We start from the raw sequence: 22721 nt of genomic DNA on the forward strand, positions 1-22721 counted from the left end.
CGGGTGCGCCCGTGTGCGCTCGCGGGCACGGGGCGAGAGGATGGGCGCGTGGCGATCGAGAGTGGGCTCGACGAGCGGACGGGCGCGACCGACGGGCTGATGAGCCTCGACGAGCTGACCGCCCGCACGGGCGTCAGCGCCCGCAACGTCCGCTTCTACGCCTCCCGGGGCCTGGTGCCGCCGCCGGTGCGGCGCGGCCGGTCCGGGTTCTACGGCCCCGACCACGTCGCCCGCCTCGAGCTCGTCCGCGAGCTCCAGGGGCACGGCTTCACGCTCGCGGCGATCGAGAAGTACGTCGAGCAGATCCCCGACACCGCCACCCCCTCCGACATCGCGCGGCACCTCTCGCTGCTCGCGCCGGTCACCGCCGACCGTGACGTCGACGTCCATGGCGACCTCTCGGGCATGGGCATCTCCCCCGAGGCCGCCGCGGCGGTCGCGGAGGTCTACGCCGCCCACGGTCGCCAGGTCGCCGAGGAGCTGTCGGAGATCGTGCGCACCAAGGTGTGGCCGCAGTTCCGCGAGGCCGGCTACACCGCCGAGCAGCTGCGCGAGTTCATCCACCGCCTCAAGCCGTTGACGATCGCCGGGCTGGTGACGGCCTACGAGCAGGCCATCGACGAGAGCCAGGCGGCCTACGACAGGCGCGTCCCCACGCGATGACGTCCCTGACGGATCCCGCATGACGACGGGCGTCGTGTACCTGCTGCTCGGCCTCGCGCTGCTGCTCGCGATCGTCCTGCCGCAGGTCACCAGCCGGGTGGCGATCTCCCCGCCGATGGTGCTGGTCGGTGTCGGCATGCTGATCGGCCTGCTGCCGGTCTCCGACACCGTCAGCCTCGATCCTCAAGACCACCGCACCCTCGTCACGCACGTCACCGAGTTCACCGTGCTGGTCTCGCTGATGGGGGTCGGGCTGGCCATCGACCGGCACTTCCACGTCGCCTCCTGGTCGTCGTGGAGGAAGTGGTCGCCGGTGTGGAGGCTGCTGGCGATCACGATGCCGCTCACCATCGGCGCGGTGACGCTGCTCGGCTGGTGGGCCGCAGGCCTCACCCCGGCGGTCGCGCTGCTGCTCGGCGCCGTCCTCGCCCCCACCGACCCGGTGCTCGCCTCCGACGTCCAGGTCGGCGAGCCGCTCACCGAGGACCTCGAGCCGGACGACGGCGACGAGGAGGAGCGGCCGGAGGAGGACGACGACATCCGGTTCTCGCTCACCGCCGAGGCCGGGATGAACGACGGCCTGGCGTTCCCGTTCGTCCACCTCGCGCTGCTGCTGCTCGCCGGCGGTTTCACGCTCGCCGACGCCGGCGAGTGGATTGGCTGGTACGTCGTCGGCAAGATCGCGCTGGCCGTGCTGGTCGGCGGGGCCGCCGGCCGGCTGCTCGGCCGGCAGGCGTTCCGCGCGCGCAGCGACGTGCTCCGACTCGCCGACCAGGGCGAGCCGCTGCTCGCGCTGGCGGCGCTGATGGCGGCGTACGGCGGCGCGGAGCTCGTCGGTGGCTACGGCTTCCTCGCGGTCTTCGTGTGCGCCACGACCCTGCGCGCCTCCGAGCGCGGCCACTCCTACCAGCGCGCCATGCACGCCGTCGTCGACCGCCTCGAGCGGTTGATGACGCTGCTGGTGCTGCTCCTGCTCGGGATGGCGATGACCCACGGGCTGCTCGAGCACCTCGACTGGCGCAGCATCGGTCTCACCCTCGCGCTCGTCCTGGTCGTCCGTCCGGTCGCGGGATGGCTCTCGCTCAGCGTCGCCGCCCGTGACGAGGACCTCGACGGCGGGCTCGACCGGGGCGAGCGGCTCGCCGTCGCGTTCTTCGGCGTCCGGGGCGTCGGCTCGCTCTACTACCTCGCGTACGCCACCTCCCACGAGCACGTCCCCGGTGAGGACTGGCTCTGGTCGACCGTCGCCTTCGCGGTGGTGGTGTCGGTGCTGCTGCACGGCGTCACCGCGACGCCGGCGATGGCCCGCCTCGACGCCCGACGCCGCGAGTCCGGGTCAGCACCGTCAGGAGGATGAGGCGGGGCCGACCGCCCCACTGACAGAGTGGGGCCATGGCAACCGTCCTCGTCACTGGCGCCACCGGCTTCATCGGCCGGCGCCTCGTCCCCGCCCTCCTCGACGCCGGCCACGAGGTGCGCGCGATGACGCGCCGCCCGGAGTCGTACGACGGACCGGGCCAGGCCGTCGGCGCCGACGTGATGGACGCCGACTCGCTGACGTCCGCGCTCGAGGGCGCCGACGTGGCGGTCTACCTGGTGCACTCCCTCGACGACCCCGACTTCGAGCGCAAGGACGCCCAGGCGGCCCGCAACTTCAGCCGCGCTGCCGCCGACGCCGGGCTGCGGCAGATCATCTACATGGGCGGCCTCGGTGACGACGACCACGAGCTGTCGGCGCACCTGCGCTCGCGCCGCGAGGTCGAAGGACTGCTCGGCACCGACGGCGTGCCGGTCACCGTGCTGCGCGCCGCGATCGTGGTCGGCCACGGCGGCATCTCGTGGGAGCTCACCCGCCAGCTGGTGAAGAACCTGCCCGCGATGGTGGTGCCCAAGTGGGTCGGCACCCGCACCCAGCCGATCGCCATCGACGACGTCGTGCGCTACCTCTCCGGCGTCGTCGACCAGGAGCCGGCGCTGGGCAAGGTCTTCGAGATCGGCGGACCGGAGACGCTGACCTACCGCGAGATGCTGCAGGGGGTGGCGCTGGCGATGAACGGCCGCAAGCTGCCCATCGTCGTCCTGCCGCTGCTGACGCCGGGCCTGTCGTCGCGCTGGCTCGCGCTGGTCACCGACGTCGACGTGACCACCGGTCGCAACCTCATCGACTCGATGTCGACCGAGGTCGTCGTGCGCGACACGTCCATCCGCGACGTGGTGCCGGGCGAGCCGCTCACCTATCAGGAGGCGGTCCGCCGGGCGCTGGCCGAGCGGGCGCAGGAGCAGGCCTCCGACCAGGCCTAGGCCGGGCCGAGGCCAGGCCGGGCCTAGAAGAGCAGCGGCAGCAGGAACAGCATCGACAGCGACCACGTGACGTGCGTCAGGATCGGCGCGAGGATGCCTCCGCTGGCGCGCCGCTCCAGGCCGCACACCGCGCCGAGCACGATCGCGGCGAAGCCGAGCATGACGTTGCCGGTCGCGAGCGTCGCCACGACGTAGGCCAGCGTCGTCCACGCCACCGGGTGGCGCGGGATGGCGGCGTACATCGCGCCCCGGAAGAACAGCTCCTCGGCGATGCCGTTGACCAGGGTGATCGCGGCGAGGACGGTCAGCGACCCCTCGTCGGCGTAGGCCAGGACCGAGCTGACGTAGTCGGCGAGCGGGTCGATCTCACGCACCACGAGCGAGCCGAGGACGAACACCCCGACCAGCAGCAGGCCGAGCAGCACCGGCGCGAGGATCGGGCGGACGAACGCCTCGCCCTCCGCGATCCGGCCGAGGTGGAGCCGGCCGGAGAGGAACGCGCCCGCCGCCCACACGCCGGCGAGCACGACCGCGGCGACGTAGAAGGTGGTGCCGCCGGGCTCGAGGCGCAGCGACCATCCCAGGACGGCCGCGCCCACCAGGACCACGACGGCCGCGACCAGCTGGCGCCGGCGGAACGCGGTGTCGGAGTCGCGCTGGTCGCGCGGGACCACGTCCCACAGCGAGCGCCGGATCCAGGTGCGCATGAGCACCACTCTAGGAACCATCACTCCCCCGCCGTGATCCGGCTCAGGCGTACGACGGCGCGTGCGAGGCCCTCGTCGTCGTCGGGCTCGACCGCCTCCAGCAGCTCGCGCTGGCGGCGGGCGCCGGTGCCGTCGGCGAGCAGCCGCTCGATCCCGGCAGACACGTGGTCGTGGTCGCCGGCGTCGCGGAGGGCGTCACCCACGTGGTCGAGCAGGGAACCCAGCACGTCGGCCGCGGGCCGGCTGGTGCCGGTCGGCGGGTGGACCAGCTCCCCGGTCAGGCCGTAGCGGCCCGCCTTCCAGCTGGCCAGCCGGATGATCTCGGCGGGCACGTCGGGCGCCTCGACGCCCTCGGACCAGTCGCGCGCGGCGGTCTCGACGAGGGCCCGTGCGAGCGAGGCGACCACGACGGTGTCGCGCACGTCGAGGCACACGTCGGCCGTGCGCACCTCCACCGTCGGGTGCGCGGCGGAGAGCCGGGCGTCGGAGTAGACCATCGCCTCGTCGATGGGCACGCCCGTGGCCAGCATCGCCTCGACGTGGCGGTGGTACGCCTCGGGCGAGCCGAGCAGCGGCAGCGGGCCCGCGCTCGGCCAGCGCATCTGCATCGGCCAGCGGTAGCTCTCGTAGGCCGTGTCCACCGACTGCGCCCACGGCGAGTTGGCGCTGATCGCGAGCAGCAGCGGCACCCACGACCGGATCCGGTCGAGGACCGCCACGCCCTCCTCGTCGTCGGCGACGTCGACGTGGACGTGGCAGCCGCAGACCAGCTGCTCGGCCAGCATCAGGCCGTAGCGCTGGGCCATCGCGTCGTAGCGCTCGCTGCGCTCGACGCGGGTCGTGCCGCGCAGGGGCGAGGTGCCGGTGGCCACGACGCGGGCGCCGACCTCGAGGGCTGCGGAGCGGGCGCGCTCGCGCCACGCGCGCAGGGAGGCGTCGAGCTCGGCCAGGGTCGCGGCGGGCGGGGTGTCGGTCTCGACCTGCGTCTTGTGCAGCTCGTGGCCGATGGAGCCGCCGCGGTCGTCGCTGGGTGCCGGGTCACGCGCGTCGCGCGCCGTCGCCACGCGGATCACCTCGGCGGCGACGTTGTGAGGACGCCCGCTGCCGGCGTCGACGAGCAGCAGCTCCTCCTCCACCCCCATGCTCCGCATGCACCGATCCAAGCATCCGGCCGGTCGGCCCACCCCATCCCTGGGGGCGCCGCGACCTCAGCCGAGCGCGCGCGCGACAGTGCCCGGACCACGGTCAGGACCGTGGCCCGGGCACCGGGCTGGGGTCAGCGACCCCGGCTGAACGAGGCGGCGCTGTGGCCGCCGGCGCGGGCGGGCTGGCCGCCCTGGCTGCTGGAGCCGCCCTGGCCGCCGCCACCGCTGCGGCGACGACGGTTGCCACCGCCCTGGCCGCCGGCCGAGGACCCGCCCTGGCCGCCGCCGGAGCGACGACGCTGGCCGCCGTTGGAGCCGCCACCGGTGGAGCCGCCCGAGCCGGGGGTCTCCGTGGTGTAGCTGGTCGGGTTGCCGCGACGCGACTGGCCGTTGGTCTGGCCGGTCTTGCGGGCCCGCTTGCGCTGGGCGTTGGCGCCGGTCGACCGACCGCCACTGCCGCCGTTGCTGCTCGGGACCTCGATGACCAGGCCGCCCGGCAGCGAGCGCTCGCCGGGGGCGAGCTGGGCCAGCACGGGGTGGCCGGGGCCGTTGACCCTGGTGGTGGTCGGCTTGATGCCGGCCTGCCGGGTCAGGTCGCGCACGTCACGCTGCTGCTCGTCGGTCATCAGCGTGATGACGGTGCCCTCGTTGCCGGCACGGGCGGTGCGGCCCGAGCGGTGGAGGTACGCCTTGTGCTCGACCGGCGGGTCGGCGTGGACGACCAGCGCCACGTCGTCGACGTGGATGCCGCGGGCGGCGATGTCGGTCGCGACGAGCGTGGTGGCGGTCCCGGAGTGGAAGGCCTCCATGTTCCGCGTCCGCGCGTTCTGCGACAGGTTGCCGTGCAGGTCGACGGTGGGCACGCCCGACTTGTTGAGCTGGCGGGCCAGCGCCTTGGCGCCGTGCTTGGTGCGGGTGAACACGACGGTGCGGCCCGGGGCGCTGGTCAGGTCGACCAGCACCGGCACGCGCTGCTCGCGCGAGAGGTGCAGCACGTGGTGGTGCATCGTGGCGACCGGCGACTGCGCGGAGTCGGCCTCGTGCGTGGCGGGGTTGGTGAGGAAGCGCTTGACCAGGACGTCGATCGCCTTGTCCAGCGTCGCCGAGAAGAGCATCCGCTGACCCGACTGCGGGGTCTTGTCCATGATGCGGCGCACGCCCGGCAGGAAGCCCAGGTCGGCCATGTGGTCGGCCTCGTCGAGGATGGTGACCTCGATGGCCGACAGGTCGGCGAAGCCCTGCTGCATGAGGTCCTCGAGGCGGCCCGGGCAGGCGATGACGATGTCGACGCCCTTCTTGAGCGCGGTGACCTGGGGGCCCTGGCCGACGCCGCCGAAGACGGTGCGGGTGGTGAGCCCGGTCGCCTTGGCCAGCGGGGCGAGCGAGGCCTCGATCTGACCGACGAGCTCGCGCGTCGGGGCCAGGATCAGGGCGCGCGGCTTGCGCGGCATGGCCGGCAGCTTGCTCGCGTCGAGGCGGGCGACCAGCGGCAGGAGGAAGCCGTACGTCTTGCCGGAGCCGGTGCGGCCACGGCCGAGGACGTCGCGGCCGGCGAGGCTGTCGGGCAGCGTCGCGGCCTGGATGGGGGTGGGGGTGGTGATGCCCTGCTGCTCCAGGACCTGGACCAGTGCGGAGGGCACGCCGAGCTCGGCGAAGTTCATGTGAGTTGCTTTCGGTTGGCGTCTCGCCACCGTGAGCCGCTGCGTCGTTCCCGACGGGAAGTGCGGCGTACGTGCCTCAGAGTGAGGGAGGGTCCGCCGCGAGCGTGCCGGGCGGTCCTGCGCCCGGGGCAAGACCGGCCGGGCGTCTGAGGTGTCAACGCTAGCGGGCTCCTGCCTGTTCCGGTGAATCCTGCCCGGTGTGATCCGCGCCCGGTGCGGGGTAGTCCAGTGGCAGGACGTCGACCAGCGGCCCGGATGACGACGTTTTCCCACTGGACTACCCCCCGAGGACTGCGTGCCCGTACGGCGAGGGCTCAGGCGCAGCAGGCCGCCTCCAGGGACGGTGCCGGCTCCTCGACGGGTGCGTCGTCGGTGATCGTGTAGACCTCCCACCGCTCACCGTCGGGGGCGCCCCGGACCCAGAACTTCTCCTGCCGGGCGTAGCAGCAGGTGGTGTCACGCTCCTCGGTCGTCGCGAGGCCGGCGGCCGCCAGCCGGGTCAGCTCGGTGTCGACCGTGTCGACGTCCTCGACCTCGATGCCGAGGTGGTTGATGCCGCCTCCGCGGCCGGGGTTCTCCAGCAGGACGAGCTTGAGCGGCGGGTCGGCGACCGCGAAGTTGGCGTAGCCGGGGCGCTGCTTGTGGGGCGGGGTGCCGAGGAGCGTGGCGTAGAAGGCGATGGACGCCTCGAGGTCGTCGACGTCGAGGGCGAGCTGCAGGCGGGACATGTCGTGCTCCGTTCATATCGATGGATGTCGATGTCCGAGGTTGCCCAACGTATCGACATCTGTCAATATCGACCTGTGTCGAAGTCTGCGCTGACCCTCACCCCCGTCGAGACCGCCGCCTGCTGCTCGCCCCTCCTGCGCGAGCCGCTGTCGGCAGAGCGGGCCGAGGGCGTCGCCCCGCTCCTCAAGGCGCTCGCCGACCCGGTCCGTCTCCGGCTCGTGTCGATCGTGGCCGCCAGCGAGGGCGGCGAGGCGTGCGTGTGCGACCTCAACGACGCCTTCGACCTCTCCCAGCCGACGATCAGCCACCACCTCAAGGTGCTCCACGAGGCCGGCCTGCTCGACCGTTCGAAGCGGGGCGTGTGGGTCTACTACGCCGTGCGCCGCGAGGTCCTCGCGGACCTCGCCTCGCTGATCGGCGGCACCGCGTGAGCGCGCCCGACGGCGCGGCCACCGCTCGGCTGTCCACCCTCGACCGGCTGCTGCCCGCCTGGATCGGCATGGCGATGGTGGGCGGGCTGCTGCTCGGACGCCTGGTGCCCGGGCTCGGCGACGCGCTCTCGGCCGTCGAGGTCGACGGGGTCTCGCTGCCGATCGCCCTCGGCCTGCTGGTGATGATGTACCCCGTCCTGGCCAAGGTGCGCTACGACCGCCTCGACTCCGTCACGTCCGACCGACGGATGCTCCTGGCCTCCCTCGCCCTCAACTGGCTGGTCGGTCCGGCGCTGATGTTCGCGCTCGCCTGGCTGATGCTCCCCGACCTCCCGGACTACCGCACGGGCCTGATCGTCGTCGGCCTCGCGCGGTGCATCGCGATGGTGATCATCTGGAACGACCTCGCGTGCGGCGACCGGGAGGCCGCGGCGGTGCTGGTCGCGCTCAACTCCCTCTTCCAGGTGGTCGCCTTCGCCGGTCTCGGCTGGTTCTACCTCGGGGTGCTGCCCGGCTGGCTCGGGCTGGACACCGCTGCCCTCGACGTCTCGGCGTGGCAGGTCGCGAGGTCCGTGCTCGTCTTCCTGGGCGTCCCGCTGCTGCTCGGCTGGGTGTCGCGGACCTCGGGCGAGCGCCTGCGCGGCCGCGAGTGGTACGAGACCGCGTTCCTCCCCCGGGTCGGTCCGTGGGCGCTCCTCGGGCTGCTGTTCACCATCGTCGTGCTCTTCGCCCTCCAGGGCGACCAGGTCACCAGCCGCCCGCTCGACGTGGCCCGCATCGCGCTGCCGCTGCTGGCGTACTTCGCGCTGATGTGGGGCGGCGGGTACGCCGTCGGCCGCGCGCTCGGCATGACCTACGAGCGCACCACCACGCTGGCGTTCACCGCGGCCGGCAACAACTTCGAGCTCGCCATCGCGGTGGCCATTGCCACCTTCGGCGTCACGTCCGGGCAGGCCCTGGCCGGCGTGGTCGGCCCGCTGGTCGAGGTGCCGGTGCTCGTCGGCCTGGTCTACGTCAGCCTCGCCCTGCGCGACCGCTTCCCGCACCGCTCCCCTGCACCCGCCCCTGCCCCGGTCCCGACCCGCGAGGAGGTCACCCGATGAGCCGACCCACCGTCCTGTTCGTCTGCGTCCACAACGCCGGCCGCTCCCAGATGGCGGCCGCGTGGCTGCAGCACCTCGCCGGCGACCGGGTCGAGGTGCTCTCGGCCGGGTCGGCGCCCGCCGCGTCGGTCAACCCCGTCGCGGTCGAGGCGATGGCCGAGGTCGGCATCGACATCGCCGCGGCGTCGCCGAAGGTGCTCACCGACGACGCCGTCCGGGTCTCCGACGTCGTCGTCACGATGGGCTGCGGCGACGCGTGCCCGTTCTTCCCGGGCACGCGCTACGAGGACTGGGTGCTCGACGACCCCGCCGGCCAGGGCATCGAGGCGGTGCGCCCGATCCGCGACGAGATCCGCCGGCGGGTCGAGGAGCTCGTCGCCTCGCTGGTCTAGGCGCTCTCCCGGCGCACGAGCACCGGCTGGACGACCTCGCGCACGAGAGGGGTGTCGGCCGCGTCGACCCGCTCGAGCAGCAGCCGCGTCGCGCGCTCGGCCATCTCCTCGACCGGCTGCCGCACGGTCGTGAGAGGCGGGGTGAGGCGCTCGGCGACACCGAGGTCGTCGAAGCCGATGACGGCCACGTCGTCGGGCACGCGCCGCCCGAGGCGCGCCAGGACCTTCATCGCGCCCGCCGCCATCAGGTCGGAGGCCACGACGAGGCCGTCGAGGTCGGGGTGACGCTCCAGCAGGCGGGCGCAGGCGGCCTCGCCGCTGGCCTCGGTGAAGTCGCCGTGCTCGATCGCGTCGATCGGCAGCCGGGCGCGCGACATCGCCTGCGCCCAGCCCGCGAGCCGGTCGATCGCGGCGCTCATGTCGGACGGGCCGGCGATGGTGCCGACGCGGGTGCAGCCGCGCGCGAGGAGGTGCTCGGTGGCCTCCCGTTCTCCGGCGATGTTGTCGACGTCGACGTAGGCCACGCGGTCCCCGCCGGTCCACGGCCGGCCGCCGAAGACGCAGGGCAGGCCGATGTCGGCGAGGTGCTCGGCCATCCGGTCGTCGCGGTGGTGGGAGATGACCAGGGCGCCGTCGACGTGGCGGTTGGTGAGGTAGCGCAGGGTGCGGGCGGTGTCGGCCCCCGGCCGGGCCAGGAGCAGGACGAGCTGGACGTCGCGCTCCTCCAGCACGCGGGTCACCCCGCGCAGGGTGCCGGCGAAGAAGGGGTCGGAGAAGACCCGGTCGTCGGGCTCGGGGACCACCACGGCGATCGAGTCGGTGCGGCGGGTGACCAGGCTGCGTGCGGCCGGGTTGGGGACGTAGCCCAGCTCGCGCACCGCTTGGTCGACGGCGGCCTGCGCCGCGTCGCTCACGCGCTGGCCCCCGTTGATGGCACGAGAGGCGGTCGCGCGGGAGACGCCGGCCACGCGGGCCACCTCGTCGAGGGTGGGCGAGCCGGCGCTGGGCCGGTGGCGCGGGGGGCTCACCCGCGCCAACCTAGCCGTCCTGCGGGTCGCGTGCCGGGAGGACTCCGCTGCGGGCGACGCCGGCGTACCAGTAGGCGCTGGCCTTGGGCGTGCGCACCTGCGTCTCGTAGTCGACGTGCACGATGCCGAAGCGCTTGGCGTAGCCGAAGGCCCACTCGAAGTTGTCCATCAGCGACCACTGGAAGAAGCCGCGCACGTCGGCGCCCTCATCGATCGCGGCGTGCACCGCGCGCAGGTAGGAGTCGAGGAAGTCGATCCGCCGGGGGTCGCGCACCTCCCCGTCGTCGTCGGGGGCGTCGGGGTACGCCGCCCCCGTCTCGGTGAGGTGGAGCGGGATGCCGGGGTAGTCCTCGTGCAGGCGCACCAGCAGTCGCCGCAGCCCGTCGGGCTGGATCTCCCACCCCATGTCGGTCAGGGGCAGGCCGCGGCTCGGGAAGGTGACGTGCTCGGAGCCCGGGAACGCCGACAGCGGGACCCGGTCCGGACCGTCGGCGTCGGCGCCCACGACGTCGGTGTGCGGGTGCCCGGACACCGCGTCGCCGTGGTAGTGGTTCACGCCCAGCACGTCGATCGGCGCCGAGATCGTCTCGAGGTCGCCGTCGCGCACCGCGTCGGTCCACGGCCGGCCGTCGAACGTCATCTCGCCGGTGTCCTCCAGGACGTCGGCGGGGTACGAGCCGCGCAGCACCGGGTCGAGGAAGAGGCGGTTGTGCAGGCCGTCGATGCGTCGCGCGGCGTCGACGTCGACCGCGTCCTCGGGGTCGAAGGGGTCGGCGACGGTGAGGTTGAGGCTGATGCCGAGGCGGTCCGCGCCGCGGCTGCGCAGCTCGGTGACCGCCATCCCGTGGGCGAGCATCAGGTGGTGGGCTGCGACCAGCCCGGCCGCGCCCTCCTGCCGCCCGGGGGCGTGGTGGCCAGCGGTGTAGCCCAGGAACGCCGAGCACCACGGCTCGTTGAGGGTGGTCCAGGTCGGCACCCGGTCGCCCAGGACCTCGTGCACGGCGGTGGCGTGCTCGACGAAGCGGAACGCCGTGTCGCGGTTGGTCCAGCCGCCCGCGTCCTCGAGGACCTGCGGGAGGTCCCAGTGGTAGAGCGTCACCCACGGCGCGACGCCGCGCGCGAGCAGCGCGTCGACGAGCCGGTCGTAGAACGCGAGGCCGGCCGGGTTGACCGGCCCCGCGTCCGGGCGCACCCGCGGCCACGCCACCGAGAAGCGGTACGACGTGGCGCCGAGGTCGGCGAGGAGGTCCACGTCGGCCGGCATCCGGTGGTAGTGGTCGCAGGCGACCTCGCCGGTGTCGCCGTTCATCACGGCGCCGGGCACCGCGCAGAAGGTGTCCCAGATCGACGGCGTGCGGCCGTCCTCGGCGACGGCCCCCTCGATCTGGTAGGACGCGGTGGCCATGCCCCACTGGAAGCCGGCGGGGAACCGCAGCTCGCCGGTCGGGTAGCCCTCCACGGGCCTGATCTGCACGCTCATCGGGGGCGCTCCTCGTCCTAGTGAGAGCGCTTCCACCCTCTGTGCACATCGTCGCCGCTCGACGGGTGCGCCGTCAACCGATGGCTGGCTGCGCGGTCAGTCGGCCGCGAGCAGGCGGCGTACGCGCGGCACGACCTCCTCGCCGTAGAGCCGCACCGACTCCATCCGCTGCTCGTGCGGCAGCGCGCCGACCGAGTACTTCAGCTGGAAACGCGACAGGCCCAGCGTGCGCACCGCCCACGCGATCTTGGCCGCGACCGTGTCGGGCGAGCCGACGAACAGCGCGCCCTGCGGGGACGCCGCCTGCTCGAACTGGATCTGCGAGTACGGCGGCCAGCCGCGCTCGCGGCCCAGGCGCGTGTACATGTCGGCCTGGTGGGGGTAGAGCTGCTCGCGCGCGTCGGCGTCCGTGGCCGCGACGTGGCCCGGCGAGTGCATGCCGATCGGTAGCTCGGGGTGGCCGAGCTCCGCGAGCGCGCGACGGTGGAGGTCGGCGAGCTGCACGAACGCTGCCGGAGAGCCGCCGATGACCGCGAGCACCAGCGGCAGGGCGTACCGCGCCGCGCGCACCACCGACTCGGGCGTGCCGCCGACCGCGATCCACGCGGGCAGCCGCCCGGCGGCGGTGGTCGGGTAGACCTGCTTGGCCTCCACGGGCGGGCGGATCGTGCCCTCCCACGAGACCGGCTGCTCCGACTGGAGCGCGGCGAACAGGTCGAGCTTCTCGGCGAAGAGTCGGTCGTAGTCGCCGAGGTCGAGGCCGAAGAGCGAGAACGACTCGATGAACGAGCCGCGGCCGAGCTGCACCTCCGCCCGGCCGCCGGAGACGGCGTCGAGGGTGGCGAAGCGCTCGTAGACGCGGATCGGGTCGTCGCTGGAGAGCACGGTCACGCCGGTGCCGAGGCGGATCCGCTCGGTGCGCCCGGCGATCGCGGCGAGCACGACGTCGGGTGCGGAGATGGCGTAGTCGGCGCGGTGGTGCTCGCCGAGGCCGATGTAGTCGATGCCGACGCTGTCGGCGAGGACGGCCTCCTCGACGACCTCGCGGATCGTCTGCGCGTGGTTGGCGGGGGCGCCGTCGAGCGGCGCGTCGCCGAAGGTGTCGAGGCCGAGCGTGGGGTGCTCGCGGGTGCCGAGGGCGTCGTAGGACTCGTCGCGGGACATGCCCCGATCCTCCCAGAGCGCCGGTGGGCGCCCGGGCGCCGCCGCTCAGCGGAAGGTGAGCACCCCGTCGTCCAGGCGCGCGCGGCGCAGGGCGAGCGCGTCGTAGAGGTAGTTCTGCTTGAGCCGCCAGGGCGCCACGGTGCCCTGCTGCGGCAGCAGGTGGGCGGCGCGGCGGACGTAGCCGGCGTCGAAGTCCATCAGCGGCGCGCCCTCGACGGAGTCGTCGGGGGTCGGCACCACGGTGCGCCGGCCCTCGCCGCGCATCCGCCGCAGCACCCGGACGACGTACTCGGAGACCAGGTCGGCCTTCAGCGTCCACGAGGCGTTGGTGTAGCCGATCGTGAACGCGAAGTTGGGCACGCCCGAGAGCATCATCGCCCGGTAGGCCATCCGGTCGTGGGGATCGACCTGCTCGCCGTCGACGCTCAGCGTGGCGCCACCGAAGAGCAGCAGCTCGAGGCCGGTCGCGGTGACGACCACGTCGGCGTCGAGGTGCTCCCCCGAGGCGAGCTCGACGCCGGTCTCGGTGAAGGTGCGGATGGTGTCGGTCACCACCGACGCCGCGCCGTCGGAGATGGCCCGGAACAGGTCGCCGTCGGGCACCAGGCACAGCCGCTGGTCCCACGGGTCGTAGGTCGGGCGGAAGTGGGTGTCGACGTCGTACCCGGGCGGCAGCAGGGCGACGTTGGCCTTGCGGACCAGGCCGCGCACGACCGCCGGCCGGTGCCGGCTGAGCTGGTAGAGCGCGGTCGCGACGAGGACGTTCTTGGCCCGGACCAGCGGGTAGGAACCCCGCTCGCCCAGCACCGTGCGGGCGGCGCCCGCGAACCGGTCGCGCGCCGCCAGCGGCAGGACGTAGGTCGGCGAGCGCTGCAGCATCGTCACGTGCGCGGCGCCCTGCTCGGCCAGCGCGGGCACCAGCGTCACCGCGGTCGCGCCGGAGCCGATGACCACGACGCGCTTGTCCGCCACGTCGAGGTCGGCGGGCCAGTGCTGCGGGTGGACGAGCGTGCCGCCGAAGCGCTCCTCGCCCTCGAAGTGCGGGCGGTGGCCGCGGTCGTAGTCGTAGTAGCCGCTGCACGACCACAGGAAGTCGGCGGTGATGCGGCGCTCATCGCCGTCGACCTCGGCGGTCACGGTCCAGCGCGCGGTCGCGCTGTCCCACGCGGCGTGGGTGACGCGGTGGCCGTAGCGGATGTGCTCCTCGACGCCGTAGTCGGCGGCGGTCTCGCGGACGTAGGCCAGGATCGACGCGCCGTCGGCGAGCGCCTTGTCGCCGCGCCAGGGGCGGAAGCGGTAGCCCAGGGTGAACATGTCCGAGTCGGACCGGACGCCGGGGTAGCGGAAGAGGTCCCACGTCCCGCCGCTCGCCGCGCGCCCCTCCAGGACGGCGTACGTCACCTCGGGCAGGTCCTTGGTCAGGTGGGCCGCCGCGCCGATGCCCGACAGCCCCGCCCCGACGATCAGCACGTCGACGTGGTCGCTCACGCCCCCCAGCCTAGGCGCCGGGGGTCAAGGTTGTAACCATGAGTTACACCACGTTGCTCGTGTCCGAAGGCGGCCGGCTCAGCCCGGGAGCATGTGCCGCCAGGGCCGGTCGAGGGCGAACCGGCGGCCGGTGACCTCGACCGGGTCGATCTCGACGACGCCGTACCTGGGCGTCGGCACCCACGGACGCAGGGGAAGCGTGTCGGCCCGGTGCGCCTCGTGCTCGTCGAGGAGCCAGGCACGACCTCGTACGACGACGCTCGCCGCGTGCTCGTCGACCAGCTCGTCGGCCTCGAGGGCGACGTCACCGTGCATGACCACCCCGAGCAGCTTCGAGCCCTCGGCGGTGCGGAACAGGATCGTGCGGCGGTCGGTGACGGGGTCGTGGTCGACCGCGTAGTTGACCGGGACCAGGTGCACCTCGTCCACCAGCCGGAACGCGAGCCGGCCGAGCTCCTGGCGGCGGAGGAACTCCCAGCACTCCGCGGTGCTCATCTCGGTGACGGGCTCGTCCATGACCCCACGCTAGGCACGCGCGGCGGCCCGGGGCAGGGCCGAACGTCCCGTCCGGGGCGGCGGTCAGGCCTGCACGGCCGCGCCCGTGGCGATCAGCGCCTCGACGTCGGGCACGCCCCAGGCGGCCAGGGCCTCACGGGTGTGCTCGCCGGGCAGCGCGGGCGGGGTGGTGAGCGTGGCCTGCGTGCGGGAGAACCGCGGCGCCGGGGCGGGCTGGGTGACGCCGCCGGGTGAGACGAAGGTGCCGCGCGCGGCGAGGTGGGGGTGCTGCGGCGCGTCGGCCAGGCGTACGACGGGCGCGACGCACGCGTCGGTGCCGTCGAAGACCTCGGCCCACTCTGCCTGCGTGCGCTCCTTGAACCTCCGGGTGAGGGCCTCGCGCAGCGCGACGTGCTGGGCCGGGTCGTCACGGTCGGGGAGGTCGACGCCGATCCGGGCGACCAGCTCGGCCCAGAACTGCGGCTCGAGCGCGCCGACGCTCACGTGCTCGCCGTCGGCGGTCTCGTAGACGTCGTACCAGGGGGTGCCGCCGTCGAGCAGCCCCGAGCGCCGGCGCCCGGTGTCGAGACCCATCGCGGCGAAGGCGGAGGCCATCGTGTTGAGGTGGGCGCTGCCGTCGACGATCGCGGCGTCGACCACCTGCCCGCGGCCGCTCGCGCGCGCCTCGAGGAGGGCGGCGAGCACGCCGATGACGAGGTAGGTCGACCCGCCGCCGAAGTCGCCGAGCAGGTTGCCCGGGAAGTGCGGGCGCGCGGGGTCCTGGCCGAGGCCGTGGAGCGCGCCGCTGGTGGCGATGTAGTTCATGTCGTGCCCGGCGCTCCGGCTCCACGGGCCGTCCTGCCCCCAGCCGGTCATCCGGGCGTAGACCAGGCGCGGGTTGCGCGCGTGGCAGTCCTCCGGCCCCAGCCCGAGCCGCTCGGTGGCGCCGGGCCGCAACCCCTCGACGAGCACGTCGGCCCGCTCGACCAGGTCGAGCACGGCGGCGACGGCGGCCGGCCGCTTGAGGTCGAGCGCGACGCTCGGGCGTCCGCGGTTGAGCAGGTCGGCGCGCCCGGTCGCGAACATCCCGCCGCCGGGCCGGTCGACGCGCACCACGTCGGCACCCAGGTCGGCCAGCAGCATGCAGGCGTGCGGCCCGGGCCCGATGCCCGCGAGCTCGACCACCCTCACGCCCCGCAGCGGACCGGTGCCCTGCCCCAGCTCGTACGTCATGCGCCGATCATGACACCGGCGCTGTCACGGTCGCGAGGGGCTGGGCGGTGAACTCGGAAGTCCCCGGATATCCGGGGACTTTCGTGCTTTGCACCCCAGATCTCGGGTGCGAAGCACGAGTCTGCCCGGATATCCGGGGACTTTGAGGTGATCCACGACGCACATGCTTGCAACGAGTTGCATAGGTCGGGCACGATGCCGCCATGGCCCTCGAGCACGCCCTCCTCGTCGCGCTCAGCGAGCGCCCGGCGAGCGGGCTCGAGCTGACCCGGCGCTTCGACCGGTCGCTGGGGTTCTTCTGGCACGCCACGCACCAGCAGGTCTACCGCGTCCTGGCGCGGATGGAGGCCGACGGCTGGGTGACGGTGGAGATCGTCGAGCAGGAGGGCCGACCGGACAAGCGCGTGCACACGCCGTCGGAGGCGGGGCGCCGCGTGCTCGCCGACTGGCTGGCCGAGCCCATGCCGGTCGAGACGTTCCGCAGCGACCTGGCGGTCAAGCTCCGCGGGGCGTCGTACGGCGACCGGGCGCGGCTGCTGGGCCACCTCGCCGACACGCGGGCCGACCACGCGCTCCGGCTGGCGGCCTACGAGCAGATGGAGCGCGAGCAGTTCCCCGACCCGGCGTCGCTCGACGACGCCCGGCGCGACCAGTGGCTGGTGCTGCGCGGCGGCATCCGGCTCGAGCGCTTCTGGATCGACTGGATCACCGAGTACGCGCAGGCACACGAGGGTTTCGAGGCTCGCTCCGCTCGCACCTCGACCACCGAGAAGGACTGACATGACGCACCCGCTCTACCCCCACCTCCTCGAGCCGCTGACCCTCGGCAGCGGTCCGGACGCCCTGAGGCTGCGCAACCGCGTGGTGATGGGCTCGATGCACACCGGCCTGGAGGACCACCCCTGGGACCTCGACAAACTCGCCGCGTTCTTCGCCGAGCGCGCCCGCGGCGGCACCGGGCTCATCATCACCGGCGGCTTCGCGCCCACCAAGCGCGGCTGGCTCAAGCCGTTCGCCTCGGAGATGACCAGCCGCCTCCACGCGATCCGCCACCAGCAGGTCACCGGCGCGGTGCACGACGCCGGCGGCGCGATCGCGCTGCAGGTGCTGCACGCCGGGCGCTACGGCTACCACCCGCTCTCGCAGAGCGCCTCGGACAAGAAGTCGCCGATCACGCCCTTCAAGCCGCACGCGATGTCGGCCAAGGAGGTCGACCGCACCGCGACCGCCTTCGCGAAGTCCGTCGCCCTGGCCCGCAAGGCCGGCTACGACGCGATCGAGATCATGGGCTCCGAGGGCTACCTGATCAACCAGTTCCTCGCCGCGCGCACCAACGACCGCGACGACGAGTGGGGCGGCTCGCCCGCACGCCGCATGCACTTCCCGGTCGAGGTCGTACGCCGCTCGCGCGAGCTGGTCGGCGACGACTTCCCGATCGTCTACCGGATCTCGCTGCTCGACCTCGTCGAGGGCGGCCAGACCTGGGAGGAGACCGCCGAGCTCGCGCTGCACCTGCAGGAGGCCGGCGTGACGGTGTTCAACACCGGCATCGGCTGGCACGAGGCCCGGGTCCCGACGATCATCACCCAGGTCCCCCGCGGCGCGTGGCGGTCGTACACCGCGCGGCTCAAGCAGGTCGTCGACGTCCCGGTGTGCGCGTCCAACCGGATCAACACCCCCGAGCTCGCCGAGGACATCCTCGCCAGCGGCGACGCCGACCTGGTCTCGATGGCCCGTCCGCTGCTCGCCGACCCCGCCTTCGTCGCCAAGGCGATGGACGAGCGCGCCGACGAGATCAACACCTGCATCGCCTGCAACCAGGCCTGCCTCGACCACGTGTTCGCAGGCGACCGGGCCTCCTGCCTGGTCAACCCGCGCGCCTGCCACGAGACCGAGCTGGTGCTGATGCCGACGCTGCGGAAGCAGACCGTCGCGGTGGTCGGCGCCGGGCCCGCGGGCCTCGCGGCCGCCACCAGCGCGGCCGAGCGCGGCTTCGCGGTGACGCTCTTCGAGCGCTCGCCCGAGCTCGGCGGCCAGTTCCGCCTGGCGATGGCGGTGCCGGGCAAGGAGGACTTCGCCGACACGCTGCGCTACTACACCCGCCGCCTCGAGGTGCTCGGCGTCGACGTCCGCCTCTCCACCGAGGCGACCGCCGCCGACCTGGCCGGCTTCGACGAGGTCGTCGTCGCCACCGGCGTGCAGCCCCGGATGCCGGACATCCCGGGCATCGACCACGCATGCGTGGCGTCGTACGCCGACGTGCTGAGCGGCGCGGTCGTGCCCGGCAAGCGGGTGGCCGTCATCGGCGCCGGCGGCATCGGCGTGGACGTCAGCGTCTTCCTCACCCACGAGCACGAGGACCTCGACGACTGGATGGCCCACTGGGGCGTGGGCGACCCGGCGCTGCACGAGGGCGGTCTCACCGAGGCCAAGCCGCGTACGCCGGCCCGCGAGGTGACGCTGGTCCAGCGCAAGACGACGCCGATCGGCATCGGCCTCGGCAAGACGTCGGGCTGGGCGCACCGCGCGGTGCTCAAGCAGTCGCGGGTCACGATGGTCAGCGGCGCGACCTACGACCGCATCGACGACCTGGGCCTCCACGTCACCGTGGACGGCCAGCAGCGGGTCATCGAGGTCGACACGGTCGTCGTCTGCGCCGGGCAGGACTCGGTGCGCGACCTCTACGACGGCCTCGACCGCGTCGCGCACCTCATCGGCGGCGCCGACGTGGCGGCCGAGCTCGACGCCAAGCGCGCGATCCGGCAGGGCACCGAGCTCGTCGCCGCGCTGTAGCACCGGGGCGACACCACGGCCTGACAGATGTCATGCCGAGGTCGTGACGACCGTTCGGTGCGCGCAACGCCTCCCGGGTCGACCGTGGGAGCATGACGACCTCCCAGCTGTCCTCCGCCGGCGCGCCCGGGCCGTCCGGGACGAGCGCCTCGCCCGCGCCCGCGGTCCGGCTGGAGGGCGTGACCAAGTCCTTCGGCGACGTGGAGGCGGTGCGCGGCATCGACCTCGAGCTCCAGCAGGGGGAGGTCGTGGCCTTCCTCGGACCCAACGGCGCCGGCAAGACCACGACCATCGACATGGTGCTCGGCCTCTCGCGCCCGACGAGCGGCACCGCCCGGGTGCTCGGCATGGAGCCGCGGGACGCCATCGCCCGCGGGCTGGTGGCGGCGGTGATGCAGACGGGTGGCCTCATCAAGGACCTCACGGTGCGCGAGACCGTGGCCTACACCGCCAGCCTGTTCGCCGACACCCGCCCGGTCGACGAGGTGCTCACCGAGGCCGGCATCAGCGACATCGCCGGGCGGCGGGTCGGCGCGTGCTCGGGGGGCGAGCAGCAGCGGCTCCGGTTCGCGATGGCGCTGCTCCCCGACCCGGCCCTGCTCCTGCTCGACGAGCCCACGACCGGCATGGACGTCGAGGGCCGCCGCACCTTCTGGTCGGCCATCCGCCGCGACTCCTCCCGCGGGCGCACCGTGCTGTTCGCGACCCACTACCTCGAGGAGGCCGACCAGTACGCCGACCGCATCATCCTGGTCTCGAAGGGCCGCGTGGTGGCCGACGGCAGCGGCTCGGAGATCCGCGCCCTCGCCTCCGGCCGGACGGTCCGCGCCACCCTCGACGACGCCGCCGCCGAGGCCGACCGGCTCTCCGCGCTCGAGGGCGTCGACGGGGTCGAGGTGCGCGGGAGCACGGTCCTCGTGCGCACGAAGGACAGTGACGGGGTCGCCCGCCACCTGCTCACCCGCACCACCGCCCGCGACCTCGAGATCACCTCGCACGCCCTCGAGGACGCCTTCCTGAGCCTGACCACCGAGGAGAAGTGATGAGCAGCGCCACGATCGACCCGACGCGCCGCGCGGTCCCGCCGCTCGGCGGGTTCAACCGCACCATCCTGGGCATCGAGCTGCGCCGCATGCTGCGCAACCGCCGCACGATCGTGTTCACCCTCGTCCTCCCGACGGCGATGTTCTTCGTCTTCGGCTCCGGCGACACCGGGGACGAGCGGGTCGGCGTCGGCAACGTCGCGGCCTACGTCATGGTGTCGATGGCGCTCTACGGCGGGGCGTTGATCGCGGCCTCGGGTGGCGCGATGGTGGCCGTCGAGCGGGCCCTCGGGTGGTCGCGCCAGCTGCGGCTGACGCCCCTGCACCCCGTCGCGTACGTCGTGGTCAAGGCGCTGGTCGCGCTCACCATGGCGGCCCTGGCGATAGCCGTCGTCAACGTCGTCGGTCTCCTGCGCGGCCAGCCGGACATGCCGGCCGCCACGTGGCTGGAGTGCCTGGCCACCACGCTCGTGTGCACGATGAGCTTCGCGGCGCTCGGCGTCTTCATCGGCTACCTGGTCCCGGGCGAGAACACCATGCAGGTGCTCGGCCCCGGCCTGGCGCTCCTGTCGTTCCTCGGCGGCCTGTTCATCCCGCTGTCGAGCTACAGCCCGCTGATCCGCGACATCGCCTACTGGACGCCGATGTACGGCGTCGCCGAGGTCGCCCGCGCGCCGCTGACCCGCGAGCTGCCGTGGTTCGCGGTGGTCAACGCGGTGGTCTGGCTCGCGGTCTTCGTCGTGGGCGCGGCGTGGCGGATGAGCAAGGACACCGCCCGGGTGTGACGGGCGCGTTGCGCGCGGCTGACCCCGGCCCGCGACGCTCGTGCGAGCACGTACGGTCGTGCCGTGACCCCCGCCCCGCACGCCGCCGCTCGCCTGCTCGCCGCGGCGGGGGTGCGCACCCGCGCCCGCGACGACGCGGACGCCCGGTCGTCCGAGGGCCCGGCGGGCCCGCCGCCGACGTGGGTCGCGCTGGGCGAGCTGGGGTCCGGTCTCGAAGCCGTACGTCTCGCGGGCGCGCTGCCGCGGCTGGCTGCCGCGCCCCGCGGCGACGGGCACCTGGTCGTCGACGTCCCCGGCTGGCGGGCACCCGAGCTGACCGGGGCACCGCTGCGCGGCTACCTGCGGCACCTGGGGTACGACGCCCGCGGCTGGGGCTTCGGCACCAACACCGGCGACCCGCGGCGCGACGTCGAGCGCCTCTCCGCGCGGCTCCTCGACCTCGTGGACGCCGCCGGCGCGCCCGCCTCGCTCGTCGGCTGGAGCCTCGGCGGGGTCATCGCCCGCGAGGTCGCGCGCCGCCACCCCGACGCGGTGCGGCGGGTGCTCACCTACGGCACGCCGGTCACGGGCGCGTCCCACACCACCGTCGCCCGGCTGCTCGGCGACGGGTCCGACGACGCCGAGCGGGTCGCGCGGCGCCTCGACGCGGAGTCGCCGATCCGCGTGCCGCTCACGGTGATGTACTCGCGACGCGACGGCATCGTGGCGTGGCAGGCCTGCATCGACCACGCCTCGCCCGACGTCGAGCACGTCGAGGTCTCCTCCCGTCACCTCGGCATGGGCGTCGACCCCGACGTCTGGGCGGTCGTCGCCGACCGGCTCGCCCGGCGGACCGAACGGGCCACGTCCCGCTGAGGGCTGGGAGGATCGGCGGCGTGACCCGTCGTGCCCTCGTCCGCCGCCCCGGCCCCCGCCTCGCCGAGGGCCTCCTCACCCACATCGACCGCGTCGAGGTCGACCTCGCGCTGGCCGAGCGCCAGTGGGAGGCCTACGTCGCCGCCCTGGAGGCCGAGGGCTGGGAGACGATCGAGGTGCCGCCCGCACCCGACTGCCCGGACGCGGTCTTCGTCGAGGACACCGTCGTGGTGTACGGCGACCTGGCGGTGGTCACCCGGCCCGGCGCCGACGCGCGCAAGCCCGAGACCGCCGGCACCGAGCAGGTGCTGCGCGACCTCGGCCTGCGGATCGCGCACATCGAGGCGCCCGGCACCCTCGACGGCGGTGACGTCCTCAAGCACGACGGCACGGTCTGGGTCGGCCTCGGGGGTCGCACCAACCGGGCCGGCATCGACCAGCTGGCAGCCCACCTCGCCCCGCTCGGCGCCGAGGTGGTCGCGGTGCCACTGACCAAGGCGCTGCACCTCAAGTCGGCCGTCACGGCGCTGCCCGACGGCACCGTCGTCGGCTGGGACCCGGTCGTCGACGACCCGGCCACCTGGTCGTCGTACCTCGCCGTGCCGGAAGAGCCGGGCGCGCACGTCGTGCTGCTCGACGGGTCCACCGTGCTGATGTCGTCGGCCGCACCGCGCACCCGCGCGCTCTACGAGGAGCGCGGCCTGCGGGTCGTCGCGGTCGACGTGAGCGAGTTCGAGAAGCTCGAGGGCTGCGTGACCTGCCTGTCGGTGCGCCTGCGCGGCTGACGCCCTCGTCTCAGAGCAGGGCGACGGTCCGCTCGTCCTCGCGGCCGTCGAAGAAGCGTCCGAGCACCTCGCCGAAGACCGGCTCGGCCGGATCGGCCCGCGCGAAGAGCGTCATCGACGACCGCAGCTTCATCGCGTCGACCCCGCCGAGGACCTCCTCGGCGGACGCGCCACCGGCGTCGAGCAGCGCGCGGCAGCACTCGCGCAGCCGGGCGCCCAGGACGTCCTGCGCGAGGTAGGCCCGCGCCTCGTCGAGCCCGCCCAGGGCGTACGCGCGCGCCGTCTCGCTGCGGCCGAGACCGGCGACCTGCGGGAAGACGAACCACATCCAGTGGCTGGTCTTGCGCCCGGCGCGGAGCTCGCCGAGCGCGCGGTCGTAGGTGCCGCCCGCGTCCTGGGCGGAAACGAATCGCTCGAGGTCCATGCCCCTGTCTACCTCC

23 protein-coding genes are annotated in these 22721 nt (G+C 73.8%); 12 read left to right on the plus strand and 11 right to left on the minus strand.

Features of this window, described 5'->3' with window-relative positions; translation table 11 throughout:
- Positions 1 to 48: 48 nt before the first annotated feature.
- Genes ACFFJG_RS08940 through ACFFJG_RS08950 form a run of 3 tightly spaced genes read left to right on the plus strand, consistent with a single transcriptional unit; the run spans position 49 to position 2964 of the window.
- Positions 49 to 663: a helix-turn-helix domain-containing protein gene (locus tag ACFFJG_RS08940; RefSeq protein WP_378518254.1), complete on the plus strand. Its 615-nt coding sequence runs from the start codon at positions 49 to 51 to the stop codon at positions 661 to 663.
- Positions 664 to 682: 19 nt separating this feature from the next.
- Positions 683 to 2020, plus strand: coding sequence for a cation:proton antiporter (locus tag ACFFJG_RS08945; protein WP_378518255.1), 1338 nt, complete (start codon positions 683 to 685; stop codon positions 2018 to 2020).
- Between the two features lie 35 nt (positions 2021 to 2055).
- Positions 2056 to 2964: an NAD(P)H-binding protein gene (locus tag ACFFJG_RS08950; protein ID WP_378518256.1), complete on the plus strand. Its 909-nt coding sequence runs from the start codon at positions 2056 to 2058 to the stop codon at positions 2962 to 2964.
- 23 nt (positions 2965 to 2987) lie between these two features.
- On the opposite strand, the gene ACFFJG_RS08955 is transcribed toward ACFFJG_RS08950, so the two are convergent.
- The 4 genes from ACFFJG_RS08955 to ACFFJG_RS08970 form a co-directional block, all read right to left on the minus strand.
- Positions 2988 to 3671: a CPBP family intramembrane glutamic endopeptidase gene (locus ACFFJG_RS08955; protein WP_378518257.1), complete on the minus strand. Its 684-nt coding sequence runs from the start codon at positions 3669 to 3671 to the stop codon at positions 2988 to 2990.
- A gap of 20 nt (positions 3672 to 3691) precedes the next feature.
- Positions 3692 to 4822 (minus strand): carboxylate-amine ligase, encoded by a 1131-nt coding sequence (locus ACFFJG_RS08960; RefSeq protein ID WP_378518258.1) that lies wholly within the window; start codon positions 4820 to 4822, stop codon positions 3692 to 3694.
- 125 nt (positions 4823 to 4947) lie between these two features.
- A complete protein-coding gene (locus tag ACFFJG_RS08965; RefSeq protein WP_378518259.1) occupies positions 4948 to 6477 on the minus strand; it encodes a DEAD/DEAH box helicase in 1530 nt (509 codons plus the stop codon).
- A 314-nt stretch (positions 6478 to 6791) separates the two neighbouring features.
- Positions 6792 to 7205, minus strand: a complete 414-nt coding sequence (locus ACFFJG_RS08970; protein ID WP_378518260.1) for an ArsI/CadI family heavy metal resistance metalloenzyme — start codon at positions 7203 to 7205, stop codon at positions 6792 to 6794.
- 30 nt (positions 7206 to 7235) lie between these two features.
- On the opposite strand from ACFFJG_RS08970, the gene ACFFJG_RS08975 reads away from it, so the two are divergent.
- Genes ACFFJG_RS08975 through ACFFJG_RS08985 form a run of 3 tightly spaced genes read left to right on the plus strand, consistent with a single transcriptional unit; the run spans position 7236 to position 9132 of the window.
- Positions 7236 to 7637, plus strand: a complete 402-nt coding sequence (locus ACFFJG_RS08975; protein WP_378518261.1) for a metalloregulator ArsR/SmtB family transcription factor — start codon at positions 7236 to 7238, stop codon at positions 7635 to 7637.
- Positions 7634 to 8740, plus strand: coding sequence for an ACR3 family arsenite efflux transporter (arsB, locus tag ACFFJG_RS08980; protein ID WP_378518262.1), 1107 nt, complete (start codon positions 7634 to 7636; stop codon positions 8738 to 8740). The genes ACFFJG_RS08975 and arsB overlap by 4 nt, the downstream gene beginning before the upstream one ends.
- Complete coding sequence (locus tag ACFFJG_RS08985; protein WP_378518263.1) at positions 8737 to 9132, plus strand: arsenate reductase ArsC; 396 nt, start codon at positions 8737 to 8739, stop codon at positions 9130 to 9132. The genes arsB and ACFFJG_RS08985 overlap by 4 nt, the downstream gene beginning before the upstream one ends.
- Here ACFFJG_RS08985 and ACFFJG_RS08990 read toward each other — a convergent pair.
- The 6 genes from ACFFJG_RS08990 to ACFFJG_RS09015 all read right to left on the minus strand — a co-directional run bounded on the left by ACFFJG_RS08990 (position 9129) and on the right by ACFFJG_RS09015 (position 16020).
- Positions 9129 to 10160 carry a LacI family DNA-binding transcriptional regulator gene (locus ACFFJG_RS08990; protein WP_378518264.1) on the minus strand — a complete coding sequence of 344 codons (1032 nt, stop codon included), beginning with the start codon at positions 10158 to 10160 and terminating at the stop codon, positions 9129 to 9131. The genes ACFFJG_RS08985 and ACFFJG_RS08990 overlap by 4 nt on opposite strands.
- Positions 10161 to 10170: 10 nt before the next feature.
- The gene (locus ACFFJG_RS08995) at positions 10171 to 11640 is read right to left on the minus strand and encodes a GH1 family beta-glucosidase (RefSeq protein ID WP_378518265.1); all 1470 of its coding nucleotides are present in this window, start codon (positions 11638 to 11640) and stop codon (positions 10171 to 10173) included.
- 96 nt (positions 11641 to 11736) lie between these two features.
- Positions 11737 to 12804 carry an LLM class flavin-dependent oxidoreductase gene (locus tag ACFFJG_RS09000; RefSeq protein WP_378518266.1) on the minus strand — a complete coding sequence of 356 codons (1068 nt, stop codon included), beginning with the start codon at positions 12802 to 12804 and terminating at the stop codon, positions 11737 to 11739.
- Between the two features lie 45 nt (positions 12805 to 12849).
- Positions 12850 to 14292, minus strand: a complete 1443-nt coding sequence (locus ACFFJG_RS09005; protein ID WP_378518267.1) for a flavin-containing monooxygenase — start codon at positions 14290 to 14292, stop codon at positions 12850 to 12852.
- 78 nt (positions 14293 to 14370) lie between these two features.
- Positions 14371 to 14808 (minus strand): pyridoxamine 5'-phosphate oxidase family protein, encoded by a 438-nt coding sequence (locus tag ACFFJG_RS09010; RefSeq protein WP_378518268.1) that lies wholly within the window; start codon positions 14806 to 14808, stop codon positions 14371 to 14373.
- 63 nt (positions 14809 to 14871) lie between these two features.
- Complete coding sequence (locus ACFFJG_RS09015; protein ID WP_378518269.1) at positions 14872 to 16020, minus strand: CaiB/BaiF CoA transferase family protein; 1149 nt, start codon at positions 16018 to 16020, stop codon at positions 14872 to 14874.
- 203 nt (positions 16021 to 16223) lie between these two features.
- Here ACFFJG_RS09015 and ACFFJG_RS09020 point away from each other — a divergent pair, with 203 nt between their 5' ends.
- The 6 genes from ACFFJG_RS09020 (at position 16224) to ddaH (ending at position 22281) form a co-directional block, all read left to right on the plus strand.
- Complete coding sequence (locus ACFFJG_RS09020) at positions 16224 to 16799, plus strand: PadR family transcriptional regulator (RefSeq protein ID WP_378518270.1); 576 nt, start codon at positions 16224 to 16226, stop codon at positions 16797 to 16799.
- 1 nt (position 16800) lies between these two features.
- Positions 16801 to 18813: an NADPH-dependent 2,4-dienoyl-CoA reductase gene (locus tag ACFFJG_RS09025; RefSeq protein ID WP_378518271.1), complete on the plus strand. Its 2013-nt coding sequence runs from the start codon at positions 16801 to 16803 to the stop codon at positions 18811 to 18813.
- Positions 18814 to 18905: 92 nt separating this feature from the next.
- Positions 18906 to 19856, plus strand: coding sequence for an ABC transporter ATP-binding protein (locus ACFFJG_RS09030; protein ID WP_378518272.1), 951 nt, complete (start codon positions 18906 to 18908; stop codon positions 19854 to 19856).
- Positions 19856 to 20641 carry an ABC transporter permease gene (locus ACFFJG_RS09035; protein WP_378518273.1) on the plus strand — a complete coding sequence of 262 codons (786 nt, stop codon included), beginning with the start codon at positions 19856 to 19858 and terminating at the stop codon, positions 20639 to 20641. Before ACFFJG_RS09030 ends, ACFFJG_RS09035 begins: the two co-directional genes overlap by 1 nt.
- Before the next feature lie 63 nt (positions 20642 to 20704).
- Positions 20705 to 21496, plus strand: a complete 792-nt coding sequence (locus tag ACFFJG_RS09040; protein ID WP_378518274.1) for an alpha/beta fold hydrolase — start codon at positions 20705 to 20707, stop codon at positions 21494 to 21496.
- 20 nt (positions 21497 to 21516) lie between these two features.
- Positions 21517 to 22281 carry a dimethylargininase gene (ddaH, locus tag ACFFJG_RS09045; protein WP_378518275.1) on the plus strand — a complete coding sequence of 255 codons (765 nt, stop codon included), beginning with the start codon at positions 21517 to 21519 and terminating at the stop codon, positions 22279 to 22281.
- Positions 22282 to 22291: 10 nt separating this feature from the next.
- Here ddaH and ACFFJG_RS09050 read toward each other — a convergent pair.
- Positions 22292 to 22721 (minus strand): DUF1810 domain-containing protein (locus tag ACFFJG_RS09050; RefSeq protein ID WP_378518276.1); only part of this gene is annotated, 430 nt, incomplete at its 5' end.

Origin of the sequence: Nocardioides zeicaulis (assembly GCF_042432345.1) — a bacterium.
Lineage (GTDB): Bacteria > Actinomycetota > Actinomycetes > Propionibacteriales > Nocardioidaceae > Nocardioides > Nocardioides zeicaulis.